At 44.1% G+C, this 22,101-nt stretch carries 16 protein-coding genes and 1 pseudogene; 15 read left to right on the top strand and 2 right to left on the bottom strand.

The genetic code is table 11. The features are described from left to right. Positions 1–38: 38 nt before the first annotated feature. Entirely contained in the window at positions 39–1,232 is a 1,194-nt protein-coding gene (locus tag AB6D07_RS19730; RefSeq protein ID WP_017103740.1) for a multidrug effflux MFS transporter, read from the top strand. 146 nt (positions 1,233–1,378) lie between these two features. On the opposite strand, the gene AB6D07_RS19725 is transcribed toward AB6D07_RS19730, so the two are convergent. Both AB6D07_RS19725 and AB6D07_RS19720 read right to left on the bottom strand, forming a co-directional pair. After that, positions 1,379–2,164: an ABC transporter ATP-binding protein gene (locus AB6D07_RS19725; RefSeq protein WP_012600440.1), complete on the bottom strand. Its 786-nt coding sequence runs from the start codon at positions 2,162–2,164 to the stop codon at positions 1,379–1,381. Positions 2,165–2,241: 77 nt separating this feature from the next. Further along, positions 2,242–3,000, bottom strand: a complete 759-nt coding sequence (locus AB6D07_RS19720; RefSeq protein ID WP_012600441.1) for a siderophore ferric iron reductase — start codon at positions 2,998–3,000, stop codon at positions 2,242–2,244. 219 nt (positions 3,001–3,219) lie between these two features. Between AB6D07_RS19720 and AB6D07_RS19715 the strand changes: the two genes are divergently transcribed. The 14 genes and pseudogenes from AB6D07_RS19715 to AB6D07_RS19650 all read left to right on the top strand — a co-directional run bounded on the left by AB6D07_RS19715 (position 3,220) and on the right by AB6D07_RS19650 (position 22,039). Continuing rightward, a complete protein-coding gene (locus AB6D07_RS19715; RefSeq protein WP_017103741.1) occupies positions 3,220–4,128 on the top strand; it encodes an AraC family transcriptional regulator in 909 nt (302 codons plus the stop codon). Positions 4,129–4,377: 249 nt separating this feature from the next. Next, positions 4,378–6,507 (top strand): TonB-dependent siderophore receptor, encoded by a 2,130-nt coding sequence (locus AB6D07_RS19710; RefSeq protein ID WP_017103742.1) that lies wholly within the window; start codon positions 4,378–4,380, stop codon positions 6,505–6,507. Between the two features lie 90 nt (positions 6,508–6,597). Beyond that, positions 6,598–7,551, top strand: a complete 954-nt coding sequence (locus tag AB6D07_RS19705; RefSeq protein ID WP_017103743.1) for an iron-siderophore ABC transporter substrate-binding protein — start codon at positions 6,598–6,600, stop codon at positions 7,549–7,551. Then, entirely contained in the window at positions 7,551–9,545 is a 1,995-nt protein-coding gene (fhuB, locus tag AB6D07_RS19700) for a Fe(3+)-hydroxamate ABC transporter permease FhuB (RefSeq protein ID WP_017103744.1), read from the top strand. The genes AB6D07_RS19705 and fhuB overlap by 1 nt, the downstream gene beginning before the upstream one ends. A 237-nt stretch (positions 9,546–9,782) precedes the next feature. Continuing rightward, entirely contained in the window at positions 9,783–10,595 is an 813-nt protein-coding gene (locus AB6D07_RS19695; RefSeq protein WP_017103745.1) for a crotonase/enoyl-CoA hydratase family protein, read from the top strand. A 93-nt stretch (positions 10,596–10,688) separates the two neighbouring features. Then, complete coding sequence (locus AB6D07_RS19690; protein WP_372091331.1) at positions 10,689–11,879, top strand: OmpP1/FadL family transporter; 1,191 nt, start codon at positions 10,689–10,691, stop codon at positions 11,877–11,879. Next, on the top strand, positions 11,879–12,568 hold the full coding sequence (locus AB6D07_RS19685) for a hypothetical protein (protein WP_017103747.1): 690 nt from the start codon (positions 11,879–11,881) through the stop codon (positions 12,566–12,568). Before AB6D07_RS19690 ends, AB6D07_RS19685 begins: the two co-directional genes overlap by 1 nt. Positions 12,569–12,901: 333 nt before the next feature. After that, a complete protein-coding gene (locus AB6D07_RS19680; RefSeq protein WP_017103748.1) occupies positions 12,902–14,014 on the top strand; it encodes an NADH:flavin oxidoreductase in 1,113 nt (370 codons plus the stop codon). A 419-nt stretch (positions 14,015–14,433) separates the two neighbouring features. Continuing rightward, complete coding sequence (locus AB6D07_RS19675; RefSeq protein ID WP_017103749.1) at positions 14,434–15,069, top strand: CatB-related O-acetyltransferase; 636 nt, start codon at positions 14,434–14,436, stop codon at positions 15,067–15,069. 165 nt (positions 15,070–15,234) lie between these two features. Next, the gene (locus tag AB6D07_RS19670; RefSeq protein WP_017103750.1) at positions 15,235–16,881 is read left to right on the top strand and encodes an ABC transporter ATP-binding protein; all 1,647 of its coding nucleotides are present in this window, start codon (positions 15,235–15,237) and stop codon (positions 16,879–16,881) included. Beyond that, positions 16,878–19,130, top strand: a complete 2,253-nt coding sequence (locus AB6D07_RS19665) for an ABC transporter transmembrane domain-containing protein (protein WP_017103751.1) — start codon at positions 16,878–16,880, stop codon at positions 19,128–19,130. The genes AB6D07_RS19670 and AB6D07_RS19665 overlap by 4 nt, the downstream gene beginning before the upstream one ends. Continuing rightward, entirely contained in the window at positions 19,123–20,436 is a 1,314-nt protein-coding gene (locus tag AB6D07_RS19660) for an HlyD family type I secretion periplasmic adaptor subunit (protein WP_017103752.1), read from the top strand. Before AB6D07_RS19665 ends, AB6D07_RS19660 begins: the two co-directional genes overlap by 8 nt. A 471-nt stretch (positions 20,437–20,907) precedes the next feature. Further along, a complete protein-coding gene (locus AB6D07_RS19655; RefSeq protein ID WP_017101689.1) occupies positions 20,908–21,066 on the top strand; it encodes a hypothetical protein in 159 nt (52 codons plus the stop codon). Between the two features lie 432 nt (positions 21,067–21,498). Then, a pseudogene (locus AB6D07_RS19650) lies at positions 21,499–22,039 on the top strand (transposase). The last annotated feature ends 62 nt before the right edge of the window (positions 22,040–22,101 follow it).

The following is a 22,101-nucleotide window of genomic DNA, read 5'->3' as shown; positions in this document are numbered from 1 at the left end:
CGATCTCAAAACAGCTGTTATATTGGATACTTTACATCATGAGTCGTCGATTTGACTTTAAATCGATCCTACTTGCGTGTTTGGTCATCAGCATCGGCCAACTCAGTATGGGGCTGGTATTTCCATCATTACCTTGGATCGCGAAAGACTTTGATGTTTCGCTAGAGCAAGCTCAGCTTCTGGTGAGTGTCTATTTGTTAGGTTTTGGACCTTCTCAGTTTATCTATGGTCCAATTTCCGATGCTCTAGGGCGTAAGAAGGTGCTGTTAAGTGGTTTGTTGATTGCGATGCTTGGGCTATTAATGATCATCTTCTTTAGCCATTCATTTACTAGCATGGTGATGGGACGTTTTCTGCAAGGCTTAGGAACGGGTTGTTGCGCTGTACTTGCTCGTGCTTCCACGCGGGATAGATTCAGTGGGGCAGATTTACCTTTAGCTATGTCCTACATTGCGATGGTCGCGTCTATTACACCTTTGATTGCGCCCGTAATCGGCGGCTTTATTAACTTCCATTTTGGCTGGAGCATGGTGTTCATCTCGCTACTTGGCTATGTCTCATTAGCTTGGATGGTTTTGGCGTTCAAGTTTAAGGAAACCGTCACTCAGATCTCCGCTATTCCTTCGCCAAATAAAATGGTTTCTCAATACAAAGAGTTGCTAACTTCTCGCTATTTTATGAGTTTTGCGAGTATTGGCTGGCTTAACTTTAGTTTGATGATCACTACCGTATCAGTGATGCCATTTATTATGCAAAACCAGATTGGCATGACGTCTGATGAATACGCGATGTGGGCGGTGATTCCTGCTTTAGGCATGCTTGGTGGAACAAGTTTATGTAACCGTATTCGCCCCATGTTGGGCAACAAGAAAACTCTGTTATGTACCCCTGTATTGCATATCTTCGCGGCGTTGTGGCTTTTCTTTTGCCCACTTGAGCCTTTGTATCTCATGCTTGGCCAGTTCTTGATGATTCTTGGCAATGGTATTGCATTGCCTTGTGCTCAGGCGTTGGTGATGTTGCCTTATAAGAAGAACGCTGGCGCGGCTGCTGCGATGTCTGGCGGCGGGCAGATGGTGGTGTCTTCAATGGTGAGTATGGGGCTAGTTCAACTAGGGCTAGGAGAAGCGTGGCATTTATCGCTTGTCATCATGTTTTTCACTCTTATTACCCTGATTAATATTTTACGTGGTTTCAGTAGTCAAGAAGCGAGAGAGTCGCAGCTGAGCTAATTAGTTAATAGATTAGTTATTTAATTATTTAGCTAGCGAGTGAAAAACGAAAAGGCCATTGAAGTTTATGATTTCAATGGCCTTCTTTATGCTTAGAGCTTAGAGCTTAGAGCTTAGAGCTTAGAGCTTAGACTGAAATGCCCGAACTATTCACAGACGACTGCAACCTTCTCACTTGCTGCTGTCTTAGCTGGAACTGGATGATCGATCAGTCGAATCGGAGACTCATACAAAGCTGATAGCGCTTGTTCATCAAGTAACTTATCCGCACTGCCTTCAAAAGCAATCTGACCTTTTTTCAGTGCAACGATGTGTGTCGCGTAACGCAGTGCTAGATTCAAATCGTGCAAAATGACGATCACCCCAACATTTTCCGTTTTGTTGAGTTCAGACAGTAAACCCATAAGCTGAAACTGATGATGCACATCCAGTGCCGAAGTTGGTTCATCAAGGATTAGTACTGGTGATTGTTGAGCCAACAACATCGATACCCACGCGCGTTGACGCTCTCCTCCAGATAAATCATCCGCCAAGGCTTGCGAGAATTCAGTGACACCGGTTCTTTCCATCGCTTGTTGGATAATCGACTTATCTTCTGAATTCCAACGGCCTAGCGCGCCTCTCCATGGGAAGCGACCTAAACGAACCAACTCTTCTACGGTTAAGCCTGCAGAAGCGGGGAGCTTTTGCGGTAGATAAGCAATTTTTTTCGCTAAATCTTTGCTTTTGAATGAAGAGAGGGAAGCGCCGTCTAGTTCCACGCTGCCGTGATCCGGCGACATCTGCCCTGAGAGTAAATTAACGAGTGTAGATTTACCCGAACCATTATGGCCAAGAACGACTGTCAGTTCATTGGTCGGAATCGTGAGGTCTTCGATTGAGAGAATGGTTCGTTCATCACGAACAATTTTTATGTTTGAAAGCTGAAACATGTCAGTCCTGTAACTAGATCAGTAGCGAAGCTCAATGGGAGAAGGCTCGTCGTATTGAACTTTAATAAATGGCGTGACTAAGCGATTTTTTTGTTGTCTGGATGCCTAGGGCAATTATCACAGTACTTTCTTGAATCGCACTTATAAACCAGGCAGCAGCTGATTCTGATCAGTTTTAACATCCCCGAACTAGAGTCCACTTTAAGGCTGTCTAAATGATTTTCAGACAACTGGCATGCTTCTAACCAAAGCTTAGCTTGCGCAATAATGTAATCGTTGGTCAGGCTTGGTTCGTGTTGCTGAAGTTTTATCAAACTGCCTAACAATAGATCGGCCAATAAATGATTGGTAAATCCTGGGCGAATACGTGTCCATTCACTGATCTGGCTTCGATAAAACTCAGTCAGTGCAAGAATGGCTTCACCAGCATCGGGAATCAGCTCTTCTGGTGAACCATGTTGATGATCACCATTAAAGAAGCGGTAGCCAGTAATGAACTCTTTGTATCTAAATTGACCGATATTCTTGATGTCGGGCAATGAATGAAGCCCGTAGATAGAAATGAAAGTCACATAGATAGGCTGCCAACACACGAGATCCCAGGTTCGTGTTAACCAATACGCTTTGCCAGCTTCTGGGTGGCTTTGCGAAAGACCATCGTAAACTCGTTTGAGCTCTTTATGGCTATTCTCATTTGTTACCGCAATGCTCTTGTTATTAAGTGCACCAAAGCTTCCGCTTAAATAAGGGGTCACTTGTTTTGAGTAAGCGAAGATTTTTTGATGTAGAGACGGGGCTTTCCGACGAGTGATAATATTGTGCAGTTGGGGAAGCATCTTAAATCAATAAATGAGAATCAGTTGCGTTATCATAACGAACATAGTCGAGGATAACCATACAAAATGGAGCATCTACTCGGTGCTTTTTACGTTTTTGAGATTTATAAAATTTGGGTGGGCTGTCCTTTTTTCAGTGATAAAAGCCACTTTAAGTGATAAAAGTATTGTTGAACCCAACACGCCCTAGTCAAAAATAGAGAAGATGAAAGCTTGAATATGAACACACCTGCATTTGACCGTATCAGCCGCGTTCTGGCTTATATCCATGCGAATCTTAGCTCTGCGTTATCGCTAGAAGATTTGGCGACGCAAAGCTGTTGGTCTCGTTGGCAGCTGCAAAGAGTGTTTCAAGCCGAAACAGGGCTTACCGTGGCGAACTATGTGAGAGAGCTAAAGTTAAGTCAGGCTGCCGAAGAGCTGCTTGATGGAAAAGATCGTGTTATCGATATTGCGCTTGGTCTCGGATTCAATTCAGAAATAAGCTTTAGCCGTTCGTTTAAGCAAATGTTTGGGGTAAGCCCAAGTCAGTATAGAAAAGCAGGCAAAAGAGTAGGGTTAAAAAAGCCGATACAAGTATCTGAAACGGTGAGTAATTCAGAAAATAGGGCGTTAAGCTTTGTGGAAGTGCGCATTGATGAAAGAGAGCCTTTCTTAGTGAAAGGAATGACATCAGAAATCAGTGGCTTGTTTTCACTCACGCAAGACTTCGCGCAGAAAGTCCCTCAGCTATGGTCACGTTTAGAAGGTGAGGTTGAAATCCCTGACGCCAACATGCTCCAGTTTATTGGCGTTGTTGACCTGACTCAGTCTTGTTTTGACGGAACCAATATTTACTATTGGGCGGGCGTTGAGCTTCATGACGAGATCTCTATCCCGCAACTGCCTAGTATTATCTCTGATAAGTTAGAGGTGCTGACGATTCCGAAGCAAACCTATGCTGTAGTGAAGCACCGTGGTCCTATAGAGCATCTACCCCATACTCTAAGTTGGTTTGTGCTTAATTGGCTTCCAAATTCAGGTTATCGTGGCGTTGATGGTTATGAACTTGAGATGTACCCATTTGGCTATCAAGCGCATGCTTCTGATGCGGAAATGGAGTACTGGGTTCCAATTATCAAATCGTAGTCATATTTCAGCCCTCCGACTTTCTCCCTCCCCCTTCTCAAAAGCCTTTTGACCACAAGGTCAAACGCTACTAGGTCAAATGTTACTAGATCAATTGTGTGTTTAATCAGCAATTGACCTAGTTTTACTCAAAATAGGCCAAGTTCTTTTTGAACTTGCACCAAATTGTTAATTATCCTACCTCTAGATACATACAATGCAAATGAGATTTATTACTATTTACAATTAAGCATTGGTACCGAGGGAATCATGACCACTCACACTCGTTTTAAGTATTCATCATTGGCAGTTGCGTTGCTGACTGCGTTTTCAGCGCAAGCATTCGCGGAAGATACCGCTACTTCGGCAGATTCGAATGTAGAAACTATCACTGTTATGGGTAAAGCCTACCGTAATACAGCAACGAAAACCGTTTTAGCGCCAGAAGAAACGCCGCAAACACTTAATGTTATCGAAATCGAACAGATGGAACAACGTGGTGTTAAGTCTGTAATGCAAGCTCTTCGTTATGCACCAGGTGTATCAACCGAGAATAAAGGTGGTGCAGTGGTTCTTAGTGATTGGGTTAAAATTCGCGGTTTTGACTCTACGAATAACTATTATGACGGAATGATGTTGCCAATCCTTCCTGGATGGAACGTACAACCTCAGATTGATCCTATTGCGATGGAGCGTTTGGAAATATTTAAAGGTCCAACATCGGTTCTTTACGGATCAATGCCACCAGGAGGCATGGTTAATATCATCGCAAAAGCGCCTAAGTTTGAAGAGTCTACAAAAATTGGCTTAGCAACGGGTTTAGATAACTTAGTTGAAGCTTCAATTGATACAACGGGTGCTTTGAGTGACAACGTTGCTTATCGCTTGGTTGCTCTGGGTCGTAAGAAAGATACGCAAGTAGACGGCGTTGAGGAAGAGCGCTATGTGATTGCGCCATCAATCGATTGGTATGTGTCTGATAAAACCTTTATTAACTTCAATCTTTATTATCAGAATGACCCTGCACTAGGTCAGAACGTGACACTCCCATTAGCGGCGATTGAATCAGGAAAAGTATCACCTTCGACATTTGCCGGGGATGTTAATTACAACACCATCAAACGTGATTTCTTTATTACTGGTTATAAGTTTAACCATGATTTCAACTCAAATTGGGCATTTCTTCAGAATTTCCGTTATATGAAAACTGACTTTTATCAAGAAAGTACTAGCAGTGGCAATTTTGATGCTTCAACTGGCTCATTAGCTCGTTCGGCATATAGCACCGATGAAAGTTCTACGGGTATTAGTGTTGATAACCAACTATCGGGCTTAGTGTCGACTGGCTCATTGGATCACTATTTACTTTTTGGTGTGGATTATCGAAACACAGAGGGTGATGTAGCCTACGACGCTTTCGCAGGTGTTGATAGCATCAACCTTTACAATCCAAATAACAATAAGCTGAATCCGAATGATTTTACAAAAACGTATTATCAAAATAACGACATTGAAGTGAGTCAGCTTGGATTCTATTTCCAAGATCAGATGTTGATTGATAATTGGGTGTTCATTGCTGGTGGTCGTTTTGACAAAGTCGAAACAACGACAAAAGTATCAGTATTGGGTGGTGCACCAAGCAAAACGGATACTGATGATACTAATTTCTCATACCGCTTAGGTGCTTTGTACAAATTTGATAACGGTTTATCTCCATTTGCTAACTTTGCTACCAGTTTTGAACCGAGTGTAAAGTTAGATACTAACGGTAATAACCTAGATCCTGAAACAGGTGAACAAGTCGAGTTGGGCCTTAAGTATGACTCATATGAGAATATGATTTCAGGCTCGATGGCGTTGTTCCAAGTGAACAAAAAAAATGTGGGCGTTCGTCCTGATGGAGCTTCACCATGGACTTCAGTTGGTGAGATTCGCTCACAAGGTATTGAGTTAGAAGGACGAGCACAAGTCACTGATAACTTGGATGTGTTAGCGAACTACACATACACCGATATGGAAATTACGGAAGATAGAAATGCATCAAATATCGGACAAACACCAGTATTTGTACCAGATCATACTGCAAATGTTTGGGCTAACTATTTTGTACGTAGTGGTGCAATGAGTGGTCTGAGAGTTGGCGGTGGCGTGCGTTATGTGGGAGAAACTGTTCTAAACGATACGTCAGACAAAAATAAAGGCCAAGTACCATCATATACTTTAGTTGATTTGTCTCTAGGTTATGACTTAGGAGAGGTTAACAGCTCGCTTAAGAACGCAACAGCTAATGTCGTTGCAAATAACATATTCAATGAAGAGTATTACACTTGTTGGAATGAGAGCTATTGCTGGTACGGTCAAGAGCAAACTGTAGAATTTAATGTTAATTACGAATTCTAACTAAGTTAGGGTTATCAATTTAAAGCAGCCATTACTGGGCTGCTTTTGTCGTTTGAATAAATATAGAATTTAGATTGAGTAGGCAACAATATGAATTTACAACGAATAGCTTCCCATGTTTCTAAAATAAAGAGCTTGCATATAAAGCTGGCGGTATCCGTATTAGCGAGCGCTTTATCGTTTAATGCGATGGCCGATTACCAAGTTGAAGACAGCGAGGGCGTTAAAACCCTTGAAGCTCAGCCCGTTAGAGTGGCTGCGTTAAACTGGGATATTGCTGAACAAGTGATTGAACTCGGTGTTACGCCAGTCGCGGTCCCTGATATTGCAGGTTATACCGATTGGGTTGTTCAACCTGCGATCCCTGAAGGCGTGGCGGACATTGGCACTCGAACTGAGCCCAACTTTTCTGCTTTGAAGAAGCTAAACCCTGATGTGATTCTCATCGCTTCACCGCAGAAAGATCTTCAGGATCGACTCTCTGAAATTGCGCCCGTGCTTTACTACCAAACGTACAGTGAACAGCACAGCAATGCTGCGGCTGCTATCGAGAACTTCAAGAAGATCGGACAGTTGCTTGGTAAAGAAGAACAAGCGAACCAAAAGCTGGCCGCAATGGATGAGCGTATCGCTGTCCTTAAGGCTGAACTGGATAAAGCGTATCCGGGCGACAAACCGAAAGTGACCTCTTTCCGTTTTGCGAGCACCACATCGGTGTTCATTTACGGCGATAACTCTATTCCACAATATGCGCTTGAACAGTTAGGTTTTGAAAATGCGATGGATCTTCCTGCGAGTCAGTGGGGCATCAGTCAAAAACGAATGACAGAGCTTAAGAACGTAAAGAAGGGCATTGCACTTTACTTTGAACCTTTCCCATATCAAGACAAACTAGACCGTTCTCCGGTTTGGAAGAGCATGCCTTTTGTTCGTAATGGTCAATTTAGCCCAGTAGCGGCAAGTTGGAGTTACGGCGGTGCCATGTCGATTTTGTATAACGCAGAAGCTATGGCGCAATCGCTGTTGACGTTAGCGGAGCAGTAATGAAATCCAGTGGTTTGGTGATGGGGGCAGCGCTGTTTTTCGCTTCCCTTGTTCATTTATGGTTAGGGCAATCTGAATTTGGCCCTATCGGTGAGCTGCTCCAGCAAGTTTCACTGATCAGTGACAGCGCGAGATTCAACTCAATGGTTGATGATTCATTCGAGTTGATGGCGTTAATCTATGTCAACTTGCCTCGCTTGGTCATGGCGATCTTGGTTGGGGGAACACTCGGCACCATCGGTAGCCTGTTTCAACAACTGACGCAGAACCGAATGATGTCGCCGCTTACTTTAGGTACGTCGTCAGGGGCGTGGCTTGGTTTGGTTATTCTGAATGTGGTTGCGCCGATGTTGGTCGCTCAGTATTCAGTTTGGTTCGCTCTGATCGGTGCACTGCTGGCGATGGGGCTGATTGTTTCGATTGTCGGAATCAAAAACATGAGCGGCTTGCCAATTGTTTTGGCGGGCATGGCGGTCAACTTGTTACTAGGGGCATTTGCGACAGCAATTATCCTGCTTAACGACCAGTACGCACAGAACTTGTTTGTATGGGGAGCGGGTGATCTAGGACAGAACGGTTGGGAACAAGTACTTTGGTTAATGCCTAAGCTACTGCCGATCATCGCCATCTTCTTATTGGCGCCAAGAGTCCTGACTTTACTTTCGATTGGCACTGAAGGGGCAGCAGCACGCGGGCTCAATATTGGCGCAACATTCTTTGTATTGATGGCGGTTGGCGTTTGGTTGGTGTCGGTGTCGATTACCTCAGTGGGCGTGATCAGCTTTATTGGTTTGATAGCTCCGAACATTGCGAGGCATTTAGGCTTCTTAAAGGCCAAATCTGAACTCGTCGCAAGCTGTGTATTAGGTGCGTTACTGCTTTGCGTCACTGACAGTTTAGCGATCTTCTTGGCACAATGGTCTTTGGATATGATTCCAACAGGGACGGCAACCGCGGTCATTGGCGCTCCAGCGTTGATCATTATTGCGAGAAAGCAATTATCGGCTCAAGATCAGCTGTTTTTCTCGATGCCTAAAGGACCAAAGCTTATTTCACCTCTGGCTTACTTCTTGTTGGGCACAATGCTTTTCGGGTTGTTGGCGTTGAGTACGCTCTCACAGCCTTCTTCTGATATGGGCTATTTTGTTATCCCAGACGCATTTGAATGGTCGATTCGTTGGCCGAGAATGTTAACGGCGATATTCGCTGGTGGCGGTTTGGCGGTTGCTGGTGTGATTTTACAAAGGTTAGTCTACAATCCGCTTGCCAGCCCGGACATTCTTGGTGTGTCGGCAGGCGCTGTTCTCGCGTTGATTTTCAGTAGCCTGTTTATGGGTTATTCGATTCACTCCTTGAGCCCTTGGATTGCTTTCTTAGGCAGCGCGATTGCATTGTGTTTATTACTATTTCTTGGCAAGAAGCATCAGTTTGCACCTTCGATCTTGATTCTCACAGGTATTTCATTAACCGCAGTTTTGGAAGCTTTGGTGCAATTCTCTTTAACGCGAGTGGGTGAGGGGAAATACACTTTATTAGCTTGGTTGGCAGGCTCTACCTATCGTGTTGAACCTGAGTCGGCAATGATTATGACCATGGTGATAACGGCTTCTATCGGGGCTGCTTTGCTATTGAGCCGTTGGGTGACCTTAATTGCGACTGGCCGACAGTTCGCGAGTGCCAGAGGGCTGAATATCAATATCGCCTACGTGGCGCTGTTGTGTATTGTTGCGATCTTATGTTCGGTCGTGACAACCACCATGGGGCCAGTCGCATTTGTCGGCTTGTTAGCTCCGCATATCGCTGCAATGATGGGGGCTCGTTTGGTGCGAGAGCAGATCATCTTGTCGTTTTTGATTGGTGCAGCATTGATGCTATTTGCAGACTGGTTAGGGCAAGTGGTGGTGTTCCCAGCGCAGCTTGCAGCAGGTACGTTAGTTTCAATTATTGGTGGCAGCTACTTCATCATCTTGTTACTGAAATCTCGAAGAACATAGGTTCTGTCAAAACAGAGAGCCCTTGATTATCAAAGCTATTGGTATTCAAAGCTATTGGCAATAAAAGCTACGAATGAAAAGCAGTGAATGGAGCGAACCATCACTGCTTTTTTATTGATGTCGTTTGTGTAAGGGGGAGGTGTTAAGCAACACAGGTCTCGCTTCTTAATGTGCAAGTTTGGCATATGTTAATAAAATGTATAATCTAAAGGTCTGACCACTTATAAGGTAGCCACCATGCCAAACCTCGATCGTATCACTTGTTCCATTGATGAAAACCAAATTGCCACCGTTGTGCTGAATAGACCCGATAAGCTCAACGCTATTGATATGGCGATGTTTGAAGGCGTCAATAATATGATCAGAGAACTCAAAAAGAATAACGAGATTCGCGCTGTGATAGTGAAAGGTAATGGTACGGATTTTTGTTCAGGGCTCGATGTTAAATCGTTATTGAACAGTAAAGTTGGAGCGATGAAGCTTTTGTTCAAATGGTTGCCGACGTTGCCAAATGCGGCTCAGTATTTTTCTATTGGTTGGCGAGAGATCCCTTGCCCTGTCATTTTTGCGATTCACGGGCGTTGTTGGGGAGGCGGCCTTCAATTAGCCAGTGGTGGTGATTTTAGGATGGCCAGTCCAGACGCGACTTTCTCGATATTGGAAGCGAAGTGGGGATTGATTCCTGACATGGGAGGCGCTATCGCATTTAGAGAGCTGATGCGTAAAGATCACACCCTAGAAATGGCGATGACGGCCAAAGTGATCGACTGTGAAACCGCGAAAGAATATGGATTGGTGACCAAGATTGCTGAAGACCCTTACGCTGAAGCCTATGCGTTGGCACTTGAGTGCGCGAATCGGTCGCCAGATGTTGTCGCTGCTAATAAGAAACTCTACAACAAGACTTGGTGGTCCAGTCCTGGGTTCGCCTTATTTTACGAGACTTGGTATCAAATAAAGGTAGGGTTAGGTAAGAACAGAGCAATTGCTGCTCAACGTGAAATTCATCGAGACAAGCCGCGTCCATACGTCGCTAGAAGGTTCAAATAGCGCTTGTAAAGTAATAACGGGTATTCCCATTGTTTATAGGGCTTTGCGGTAACCTTAGATCAATTTAATGTCTAAGGCTAAATGAGCAATCTGATGAACAAAACTTTTACTTACTCGCTAGCTGCCACCGCAATTTTTACAAGTTTAAATGCTTTCGCAAGTGGTCTATTTTTACAAGAAGCTGTCGTCGCCAATGCCGGTACAACTGGCGCAGGTGACGGTGTTTACACTCGCTCTGCCGCGGCGATGTGGACTAACCCAGCAACCATGTCTCACATGGGCGAAAGCAAAACGACTATCAATACCATGGCGTTTGACCTTGAGATGAAATATCAAGACAACCAAGACTCTAGCGGTGATGGTAAAGGCCATTCAGTGTTGCCTTCATTTGGTGCTTTCCACGCGCATCAAGTAACAGACCAACTGCACCTTGGTATCGCACTTGGCGCTGTTGGTGGCTCAAGCCTTGATTACGGTAGCGATTGGGCAGGTGCTGCCCTTCTAGAAGAAATTACTCTGACCGCAATGCAAGTGAATCCATCACTGAGTTATAAGCTGAATGACCAATGGTCTGTTGGCGCAGGTATTCAATTGAGTTGGGCTGCATTACAACAGTCATCTTCTCTTTTTATAGCCAAGCAAGATACTGACTGGGCTTATGGTTATAACCTTGGTGTTATGTACACTCCAACAGAGAAGTTAAAACTGGGTGCGAGTTACCGCTCGAAACTAGAGCACGAATTTAACAATGATGTGAATGTCTTTACTGGCGGTAAACGTTCATTGAATACTGGTATTGATGTACCTGAACTCGTTGATGTCAGTGCAAGCTATGCATTGAATTCTCAATTAGATTTATTGGCAAGCATCCAGTTTCATCGTTGGAGCCAATGGGATAGTACGGTTTTAGATCTAGGTACAAACCAAAACGGCAATCTGCCGATTAGCCAGACTTTAGAGCGTGACTGGGATGATGTTTGGAAATTTGCTGTTGGTGCTGACTACCAGCTGAACTCTGACTGGCGTTTAAAGGCGGGCTTCTCTTACGAAACCTCTCCACAAGACGATCCTTCAATGCAGTGGGTTGATCTCCCTGTAGGCGAACAGTATCGCTACTCGGTAGGTGCTTCAACGTATTGGGATGATATCTTGATCGATGTGTTCTACGAATACGCGGACTTAGGTTCGGTTGAGATGAATCGTGATGGACCTAAAGGGCGCGACTTGCTCAATGGTTCTTTCGATGGCCGTATCCACTTTGTTGGCCTTAGTGCGACCTTCTAATGACATTACGTACTCTATTATTTGTTGCTGCGGCAACGCTCGGGTCGATGGGGGCTTTTGCTGAAGAGAAGCACCCTGACGACCCGACTAAAATCGTGACCAAAGCGGGCGTTGCTTATAACGAAGATTTGCAGTTCTCAGGCTCTATCGGTTTAGATGAAGCGCGAATGATCAACGCTCGTGTCAATGCGGACGGCGAAGAGTGGCGATTAGGCGGTTCATGGCTGTTGCCGATGGGTATCGTCAACTTCAACTTTAGCCGTTCAGAATACGACGACGATGCTTATAAGAACAACTACAGTATTGGCACATTTATACCACTGAGCTATTTCGATATTGAGCCGTTCGGTTGGCAAATCTTCCCAATGGCTGGTTACAGCTACAACGATGGTGAAGTAGCCGTATTCGATGATGAGAATGTGGGTTCTGATTATGTATTGATGCCGAGCTCGACACATGGTGGTTATATCGGAGCGTTTGGCTTAAAAACGATAACCGATGAATGGTCTATCATGGGCTTTGGTGGTGGTTCAATGGGTTCTGACGATTACTCTGGGTATTGGGCAGGTGTCGGTGCTAGCTACAAGTTGAGTGATGCTCAATCATTCAACGTCTTCACTATTTTTGCTGAGGACGATTTTGGTGAAAATAACAGTGTTGGTGCGTCTTACACCTATGAGTTTAAATAGCTGTTAGCAATTCGCAGGTGGACGTCTCTCGTAAGAACCATTCACTTAGTCCAGATTAAATTGAACAAAGTCGCTTGTTAAAACTGAGCGACTTTCTTTTATTCTATTTCCCAATCTTTTTTATCTCTTTCTGCTGCTTTCTATCTCTTTCTAATGTGAGAGTACTGCTCTCTTAATCTAGATTAAGTTTTCCTCGTCTTATTCTCTGTACTATCCGCATAAATCAACGCCCATTCAGTAATGGACAAAAGATAGTTACTTTGTGAAAAAGAAGTGGTTCTCTTTTGTCTTTTAAAATGGGCAAACATAATAAAGATTTAATGAGGATAAGACTTGAGCACTTTGTTTACAGAAACCCGCATCGGCAGCATGACATTGAAGAACCGCTTCATGAGAAGTGCAACGTGGGAAAATATGGCTACCGAAGATGGGCATATGACAGATAAACTGTACGCTATCTATGAAGAGTTGGCTCAAGGTGAAGTCGGCCTGATCGTAACGGGTTACGCGAACATCGTTGAAGAAGAAAAGCCAAATGCGGGCATGATGGGGATGTATAACGACTCGTTTATCGAGGAATACAAAAAGCTCACTCAATTGGTGCACGACAACGACTCTAAAATCGTCATGCAATTGGCATACGGTGGCACAAAGACCACGCATGATCTTGGCGAACGAGTGATCTTTGCCCCGAGTGAAGTTCCTGAAAAAGGGACTCAGACACTGGGTAAAGCGATGACCAAAGACGAAATTTATTACATTGTTGATGCCTTTGCTCAAGCGTCTTTGAGAGCTCAAAAGTCAGGCTTTGATGGTGTTGAGATTCATGCTGCTCACACTTACCTGATTAACCAATTTTTAAGCCCTTATTACAACCAACGTGAAGATGAATACGGCGGTAGCCTAGAGAATCGCATGAGATTTCTGTTAGAGATCTATACTGCGACACGTAAGCTGGTGGGCGACGACTTCCCAATTTTAGTTAAGCTCACGGCCTCTGAATTTTTTGACGGTGGTGTTACCTTCGATGAAACACGTCTCGTGTGCAAAAAGTTAGAAGAAGTGGGTGTTGATGGCATCGTGGTGTCAGGCAACATCCATGGCAAAGCCGACACCATGATTGGCGAATCTCACGATGGATTCATCATTCAAGCTGAAGGTTATTTTCACGAATATGGTCATGCTATCAGCCAAGACGTTAATATTCCGGTGATCACGGTTGGCGGCCTAACGGATTTCGATGCCATTGAAGCCATCGCAAATAACACGGGCATTGAGTACTTCGCGCTTTCAAGACCGCTGCTTTCTGAACCCCATTTAGTTAAGCGTTGGAAAGAAGGGGACAGAAGCCCTGTTGAGTGCGAAAGATGTTCAAAATGCCGAACTAAACGTGGCAACTTCTGTGTCGTCAATAAAGACAGAAAAGCACAGCTTGCTCGAATGTAGTCGCTGAACCCAGCTCCAAGCGTGAGCCGAAATTTATAGCCGAGTCTAAGTTTGAGCCTGTGTAATCGCGCAGGCTCTTGTTCATGCCGTATTCTACGAAACGATATTTGAAACCTTATTAATCACATCTTCCTGTCAAATTGGCGCGATTAAACAGATACACTACGTCTGTAAATTATCCCACCAAGTTATCGATAAAAACTGAGCAAACTTTGAAACTACTTCCTCTTCTTAAGCAACCTCGAATCCACTGACGTCTCTTTAGTTTTAGCGACATTGCTATGATTTAAGCGTGATACTCACTATTCATCCCAGTGAACCCTGTGTTTATAGGGCGTTAGTTTGTGCACCTTGGATTTGCATCGTCGAACATTTTGATAGTTAACGAATCAAACTAAATAGATCATTCAGAGGTAATAATGCAAAAGAAGCATTGGTCCAAATTCGAGTTGTTGCATGAAGTCGTAACCAACCCCAATATTCATGTAAAAGGTCAACACAGTTATTACAGCGATTGCTGGGATAACGGTTTTGAACAATCGGTAGTGCGTTATTTACACGGCGACGAAGTCAGCCGACAGTGGGAGCCTCGATGGGAAATCGACGAACTCTATATCGGTGATTATGTCTGTATTGGTGCAGAGGTCGTGATTTTGATGGGTGGCAAGCATACCCACAGAGTTGATTGGTTTTCGCTGTATCCATTTATGGATGTCATCGACGATGCCTACATTGGCAAAGGTGACACTCACATTGAAGATGGGGTGTGGTTAGGCATGAGAGCGATGGTGATGCCCGGTGTGACGATTGGCGAAGGCGCTGTGGTTGCAGCGAATAGTGTGGTGACTAAAGACGTCGCTCCATACAGCATTGTCGGTGGTTCTCCAGCTAAAGTCGTCAAATACCGCTTTGGTGAGTCCGTTATTGACGAACTCATGTCATTCAAAATATACGAGTGGCCCTCAGATAAATTTGAAGCGCTGAAACCGTATTTATGTAACTCAGACTTTTCAAAGTTAAAGCAGGCGATAACGGATTACGACAATTGTTTGTAAGGAGCGCTTGTAACGAGCGTTTTTAAGGTACAGGTATAGCCACAGATTTGTATAGAAAGATCTGTGTCATATTTATATTGAAAAACACGTTAAATCAGTCCGTTACCTTGCAATACTCAATATGGTGTACCAATCTTATTTCATAAGCATGGATAAGGATTGTGTATGCCGGCAAGTTCAATGAAAAACAAAGGGGTGGTGGGGAAAGTCCTACTGCCTTCTTTACTCATAAATCTTCTCTCTCTCGCCGTTCCGTTAACGGTTTTACAAATTTACGATCGTATTTTACCTAACCAAAGTTACGGTACTGCCACTTTGTTGTTGGCGGGGGCAGCGTTGGCTGTTGCCATGGAAGCATTGATCCGGTTTGTGCGTACTTGGCTTTTGTCAGCCGCGGCCAGCAATACCGAGAAAGCGACCTATCAAACCTTGGTTGAAAGAGTAACAACGGCTTCATCAGGCCATCTCCGCCAAATTGGTGTTGGCGGCGTGGAAGAGGGGCTTGGTTCTGTATCCAAAGTCAAAGATTGGTATTCCGGTGGTGTGATTGCAGGCTTTATTGATTTGCCTTTTGCCTTGATCTTCTTGGGCTTGGTGGCTTACATCGGCGGTGAGCTGGTGGCGATACCTTTGGCAGTTTGGCTGATTACTCTCGGAATCGTTTGGTTATCTTCTATTCGCGTTAAAAGCTTAAGTGAAGAAGCTTCCCAAGATGAGCAGGAGCGAAAAGCGTTCTTGATTTTACTGAGCCAAACCATTCAGGGAATCAAACGCCAGGCTGTTGAGTCTCGAATCTTCAATCAGTTTAAATCCCTCAATAATGTTCGCTCTCAGTCTAAAGCGAGAGAAGAAGAACAGAACGCCTTCGCCCAAGAATGTATTCAGCTTGCTGCATTAGCCACGTCAGTTTTACTCGTGATCACTGGCAGCTTATGGGTGTTGGATGGTCAGTTAACTACTGGTGGCTTGGCAGCATGTTCTATCTTATCTGGCAGAGCGGTTGCGCCTTTGAGTGCTCTGGTTGGGGTTAGAATCAAGCTTAATTCAATACACAGTGCCAATCAGGCAATAGAAAAATTGAGTGACTTATCACTATCGGAATCTTCAGATTCTGAGCATGCTGAGAACCACTTATCTGACTTTGATACGTTGGAAATCAAGCAAGCGACCGTTGAAAGGTATGGTGAACTCTCTCATGCAGATGTGACACTGAATAAAGGTGAGTTGGTATTGTTAGAGAGTGAAGATCGCCACACCAACAGTCATTTATTGTCGTCGATTGCAGGTATTGATGATCTAAAAGCGGGTGAGTGCTTCATTAACGGAGCTGCAGTTTCAATCGCATCCGTAACCAATATTGTGGCCTACTGTGGCGTTAAAGGGCAGTTGGTGTCGGGTACTATTCTCGACAACTTGTGTGGCTTTGACCCTGAGAAAACGCAAAGCGCCAGTGACTATGCAAAGCGTTTGGGTTTAACCAAAGAGATTACTCGATTACCCGATGGGCTCGAGACACAAATTGGCCATACGAGTGCTTCTTTGTTGAGTATGGGTAACGTGAAAATGCTCAATATCGCGGCTCAATTGGCAAGTGATAAACCCATAATCATGTTGGAAAGGCCGGATTCTTCACTTGATTTAGACGCCCTTGGGAATCTAGCTAAGGTGTTGGAAGAAGAAGTAACGGCAGGACGCACGATACTGATGGTGAGCTACCATTCGAAGCTTCGCGAATTTGCTAATCGAATCATTACAGTGGAAAGTCGAGCTATTACGGTCGACAGCGAGAGCAATCAGGAGGCCGTCGTATGAATCGTTTAGATATTGGTAACCCTTCAGGTATGAACAACCGTGCAGATACCAGCGCTCGACAAGAGGTGATGAACCATTTAGAAACCGAGAGCCTTTCCGTTCTTAAGCAGTTGGAAGTTAATGCTAATATCCAGTTGTTCGCACATCAATGGGTTGATGAAAATGGCATTGAATCAATCGACGATATGTTTGCCTTGTTCGACAGGCTTGCACTGCCTTATCGCTTGGTTGCCAACCTAGATGAAGTTGGTGAACATAAATTGGTCTTACTGGTACTTGGTGAACATGAGCTGGTCTCTGGTCATTTAGAATCCAAGCAATTTGTTGCCTTTAATGCCAATGACGACATTACCGATGTCCCTCAGTTTTGTATTGTTATCGAAGGTCCACCACTAGAGAAGGCTTCTCCTGATTGGGTTGGCGAACGACTACATGCGTTTCGCCCCATTATTCCTAAATTGCTGCTAGTCAGCTTTATCACTAACTTATTTGCGCTTGCCGTTCCTTTCATCACTATGTCGATTTATGACCATGTGATTGGTGGTGATGCAGGGCATGAGTTGCAAGGTATCGCCATTGGCGCGGCGTTGTTGTTTGTGATGATGGGTTGGTTGAGAACATTACGTAGCCGCGTGTTTGCTTCAGTTTCGAACCGAGTCAGTCGTGAGATCTCTCAATCCCTCGTGCAGCGTCTGCTTCGTAATAGCTATGCTCAAAATCAGCAAACAGCTTCTTCTAGTCAGCAAAACCAAGTGATGTTGTCAGAGCGTATTTCACGTGTGCTATCGGGGCCATTAGGAAATGCGTTATTTGACCTACCATTCATTCTTATTTTTGTACTTGCGATAGGTGTTTTAGGCGGATGGTTGGTACTGGTTCCAGTCGTCTCTTTAATCCTTTATTACTTACTAGCAAAACGCTCGATACGCTCTAGCAGCAAGCGCTCTATGCAATCGACAGTGGCAGGTACGAATCGTCAAAACATGACTAATGAGCTGTCATCCAAGCTTGCCTTTATTCGCAGTGCTGGATTCTCAGAGCACTGGATTCAACGTTTCAAAAAGGCCAATCTTCTTGCTTCAACAGTGACCTTTAATCAATCGGTTCTCCAGAGTCGGTATACCTCGATTTACTATTTCATTGGGGTTGGTTCGACACTCGCCGTGATGGGGTTAGGTATAGGGCTTATTTTTGAACAAGTGATGACCCCTGGTGGTTTGATTGCTTCAATGATGTTGATATCTAAGGTGACGGGTCCAGCTCAGGTGTTGGCAAACAGTGCGATGCGTTTTAATAGCTTTAATCAATCCAAGCTGCAAGTGAACCGCATCTTGTCTCAGCCGTCCGAGCGTGAGTTCAGTTACCAGCATCACCCGTTGCCGACAGTTGCGCCTAACTTGAAATTAGAACAAGTGACTCTGCGCTATCCCAAACAGAGTCGCCCGGCCTTGAATGGTGTGAGTTTTGATATTGAAGCCGGTGAAATTGTCGCGATTACCGGCCCTTCTGGGAGCGGTAAATCAACATTAATTGAAGTGCTCTCTGGCTTGCAGCCTATCCAAAACGGCATGGTCGAGCTTGAAGGCGTTAACCTCGTTCAATACGATCCGCAGCTTTATCGCCACTGGTGTTTCATTCGAGCCGCATATCCTGATTTGCTTACGCTGAGTATTCGAGAGTGGCTAAACGACGGTCACAAAGTCGAAGATGAGAAAATGATCTCTGCAATTGAAATGGTGGGAGGAAAGCGTTGGTTCGAGACATTGTCAGGTGGGCTAGACACCTCCATCAGTAGTATTCAACCGGATAGCCTTTTTGACATGTTGTCTGGTAGCGTCGCGCAGATCCTCATTGATGCAAAAGCACTGGTTTATGACTACCCAATGTTCTTAATGGATAATCCTGTGCCTGATGCTCACCCAAATACTAAACGTATATTTGGTGAGTTTGTGCAGTCGAAAAAAGGAAAAGCAACGGTGATCTACACGTCACACGATCCGGATTTAATCAAGCTTGCCGATAAAGTGGTGGTATTAAATGAAGGTGCAGTGGTTTATGCCGGTCCATTAGAGCCGGAGCAGTCTTCGAAGCAGGAACAGCCTTCAGAGCCTCAAGCTTCTCAAGAGCCGCAGTTATCTGAGCAACCGTTATCTCAAGAGCTACAGCCGTCAACTCAAGAGGCGTCTGCTCAACAAAATGCAGCCCAACAAGAACAATCAAAGTCTAAGCAAGGAGTCGCTAATGACTAAACAATCTATCGAGAAGGGCAAGCGCTACGGTGAGCTTGTTGAATCACAAAATACGGCTCGTACATTGGCGCTGGCCACATGGTCGGTTGCCTTATGTGTTATTGCTTTTGCCACTTGGTCTGTAGTCACTCAAGTTGATGAAATCGCCAAAGCCAAAGGTGCTGTGATTCCGGAAGGCGAGAAGCAAGTATTACAAAGTGCGATTGGCGGTAAGTTAAAGCAAATTCTTGTTAAAGAAGGCCAGTTGGTAGAGAAAGGCCAGCCGCTTGTTGAGTTTGATGCCACTTTCCAGCGTACCGCCCTTGAAGAGCTAAAGTCCCAACAAGTGACGCTTCTAGCCAGTGTGGAACGTATGAATGCGCTGCTTGAGCAACGTGAGCCTAACCTTGCTGAGTTTGAGGTCGATTACCCAGAGATCGTCAGCCAGCAAAAAGCGCAGCTGAACGCGCAAAAAGCCCTCTACTTCCAAAAGCGTGTGGTGCTTGAGAAAGAGAGCGAGCAAATTGCAGAGCAGCTTCGTAGCGTAGAAAAGGCCTTGCCGAGTTATGAGAAAGAGTTAAATGCGACTAAGCAAGAGTTGAACATACTGGAGAAGGGTTATAAAGCGGGTAACATTTCACGCTTACGTGTGCTTGAAATGCGTCAAAAACTGGCCAGTATTGAGCAGAAAATTGAAGAAGCTCGTGGCAAGAAGTCGGTATTGATTAGACAAGCTGACAGTAATGACCAAAAAATCATACAGCTTCTGGCCGAGGCGAAAGCTAAAGTGAGCGATGATCGTTCTAAAGCCGTCTCTGACTTGTCAGCCCTGAACGCCAGAGTACGTTCAAGCCAAGCGAAACTGACCAACACCATGTTAGTGTCGCCGCTACAAGGTTTGGTGCAAAGCCTGCCAAGTACAAAGAACGGAGGTGTTATTCAGCCGGGTGGCACTGTGGTTGAAATTGTTCCTGTTGGTGGGAAAGCCGACTTTAAAGCTCGTTTGTCGCCAAGAGATATTGGTTTTGTGAGTGTAGGGCAGCCGACTCGTATCAAGATTGATGCGTTTGATTACAGCCGCTTTGGGGCGCTAAAAGGGGCGGTTGAGAGTATTTCACCGACCACAAGTCAAAGCGAGCGTGGCGAGATCTATTATGAAGTCGTCGTCTCGGTGGATGTTCCCTATTTCCGTGATAATCCTGAGAGCTTTTCTATCTTGCCAGGTATGACGGGCGAGGTAGATATTACAACCGGTGAGAAGTCAGTATTCCAGTATTTATGGAAACCGATTTATACCAACGTGAGTGTCGCGTTTGGGGAGCGTTAGTTTGTTTTATAGTTAAAAGTTAGAACTTAACCGAACTAAACGACTGTCTTGTATTTCAAGGTGTTAGAATAAATATCAATAGGTTATGGAAAGTTTAACTGCGTATAAAAACATATAACTTTGTCTTTCGGGAGATTCTGTCGCCAATTTGTCGCCATAAAATCTTCTCTTTAATAAGGATAAATTGTTGGAGAGATAAAGATTAAAGTTAATTCGAAGTAGATTCACAGATAGTTAAAACCATCGGCAAGTTCTGGCTAGAAACAATTTAAGGCGTTTGAGTTAATTTTTACGTTTTAGGTTACGCAAAGCAACTTGAAACTAGAAGTATTGGGGGATTTATGGTTGTCTTATCTTCTTGTTGCATAACCAAGTATCAATGCTTTACTACCAATGACTGTATTATATTGATAAAATACCGCGAAACTCCAGAAAGTTGGTAATTATGATAGACAATAACGTACCCAAACTATGAAAGTGATTATTTTATCAGGTGCTGGGCTTTCTGTTCCTTCAGAACTGCCTGCATATGAAGATATTAAAAATACACCTGAATACCAAGCATTCCAAGGAGCTTCACCTTGTGAAGTATTGGCTCTTGTAAAGAAAATTCGGCATCAATATGAATAATTTTTGCCGAATCGAGCACATTACGAATGTATGTATCTCGAAACATATTGTCAATCACTAGGAGTTGAGTTTCTACATTACACTTTAAATATTGATGACTTAATTGAGAAAGCTGGAGGGAGTGCGGTACATCTTCATGGTTGTATAAATGAACCAGACAGTATCGTTCAATGCAAAGATGTCCCTTGTGTAGACCTTTTCAATATTGAGTGGGAAGTAAACGATCTCCTAATAGTACTTGGTGTTAGTAACAATGGTTTTCCTTTAGCTGCATTAGAGGCAAATGCTTTGGCGTCTGGAGCTAAATTTGTAAACTACAACATTGTTTCTAATAGTGAAACTAGGGCGTGTTGATCTTTCGTGAATGTTTTTTGAACAGCATGGTAAAGAGTTATAATTTGCTTCGCCAAAAGTAAAACCATAACCAATACCATGCCAAGAACAATGCTAACTGATAGGGTTCGCTGGGAACTGATACTCCAAGTTATGAAAAGTACAGGTCGTATTTACGATAAAACTGAACATCGAATGACATTTGAAGGAATACTTTATCGAATGAGAACAGGTATTCCTTGGCGAGATCTACCCTCTGAGTTCGGAGAGTGGACTGCCGATTTGCTTTGATTTATCAGAGGGACAACGCCACGATATAGTGCATGCCGAAAGCTTAGTTGAGCAACTCGATGAAGTTAATACCATCGTTTGTGATAAAGGATATGACAGCGAACCTTTCCGTACTTTTGTTAAGGAACGTGGCGGAGAAACGGTAATTGCTAAACGCAATTACGGACAAGATATAGACAAAGACAGTATGGATTGGTGTCTATACAAGTATCGTCACTTGGTCGAAAATGCCTTTGGGAGAATTAAACATTATCGAGCTATTTCAAGTAGATATGATAAGCTAGAAAGGAATTATGCCAGCATGTTATCGCTGGCATTCATGTTAATGTGGCTACCGATGTATTGTTGAACGCGAAATGGCTTTGTTGCGTAATTAAATTTAAAGATAGAACAACCCCGTTTCGCGTATTT

It is taken from the genome of Vibrio sp. 10N.239.312.C11, from assembly GCF_041466065.1.
Taxonomy (GTDB): domain Bacteria; phylum Pseudomonadota; class Gammaproteobacteria; order Enterobacterales; family Vibrionaceae; genus Vibrio; species Vibrio tasmaniensis_A.
This window is presented reverse-complemented; position numbering and strand designations above follow the sequence as displayed.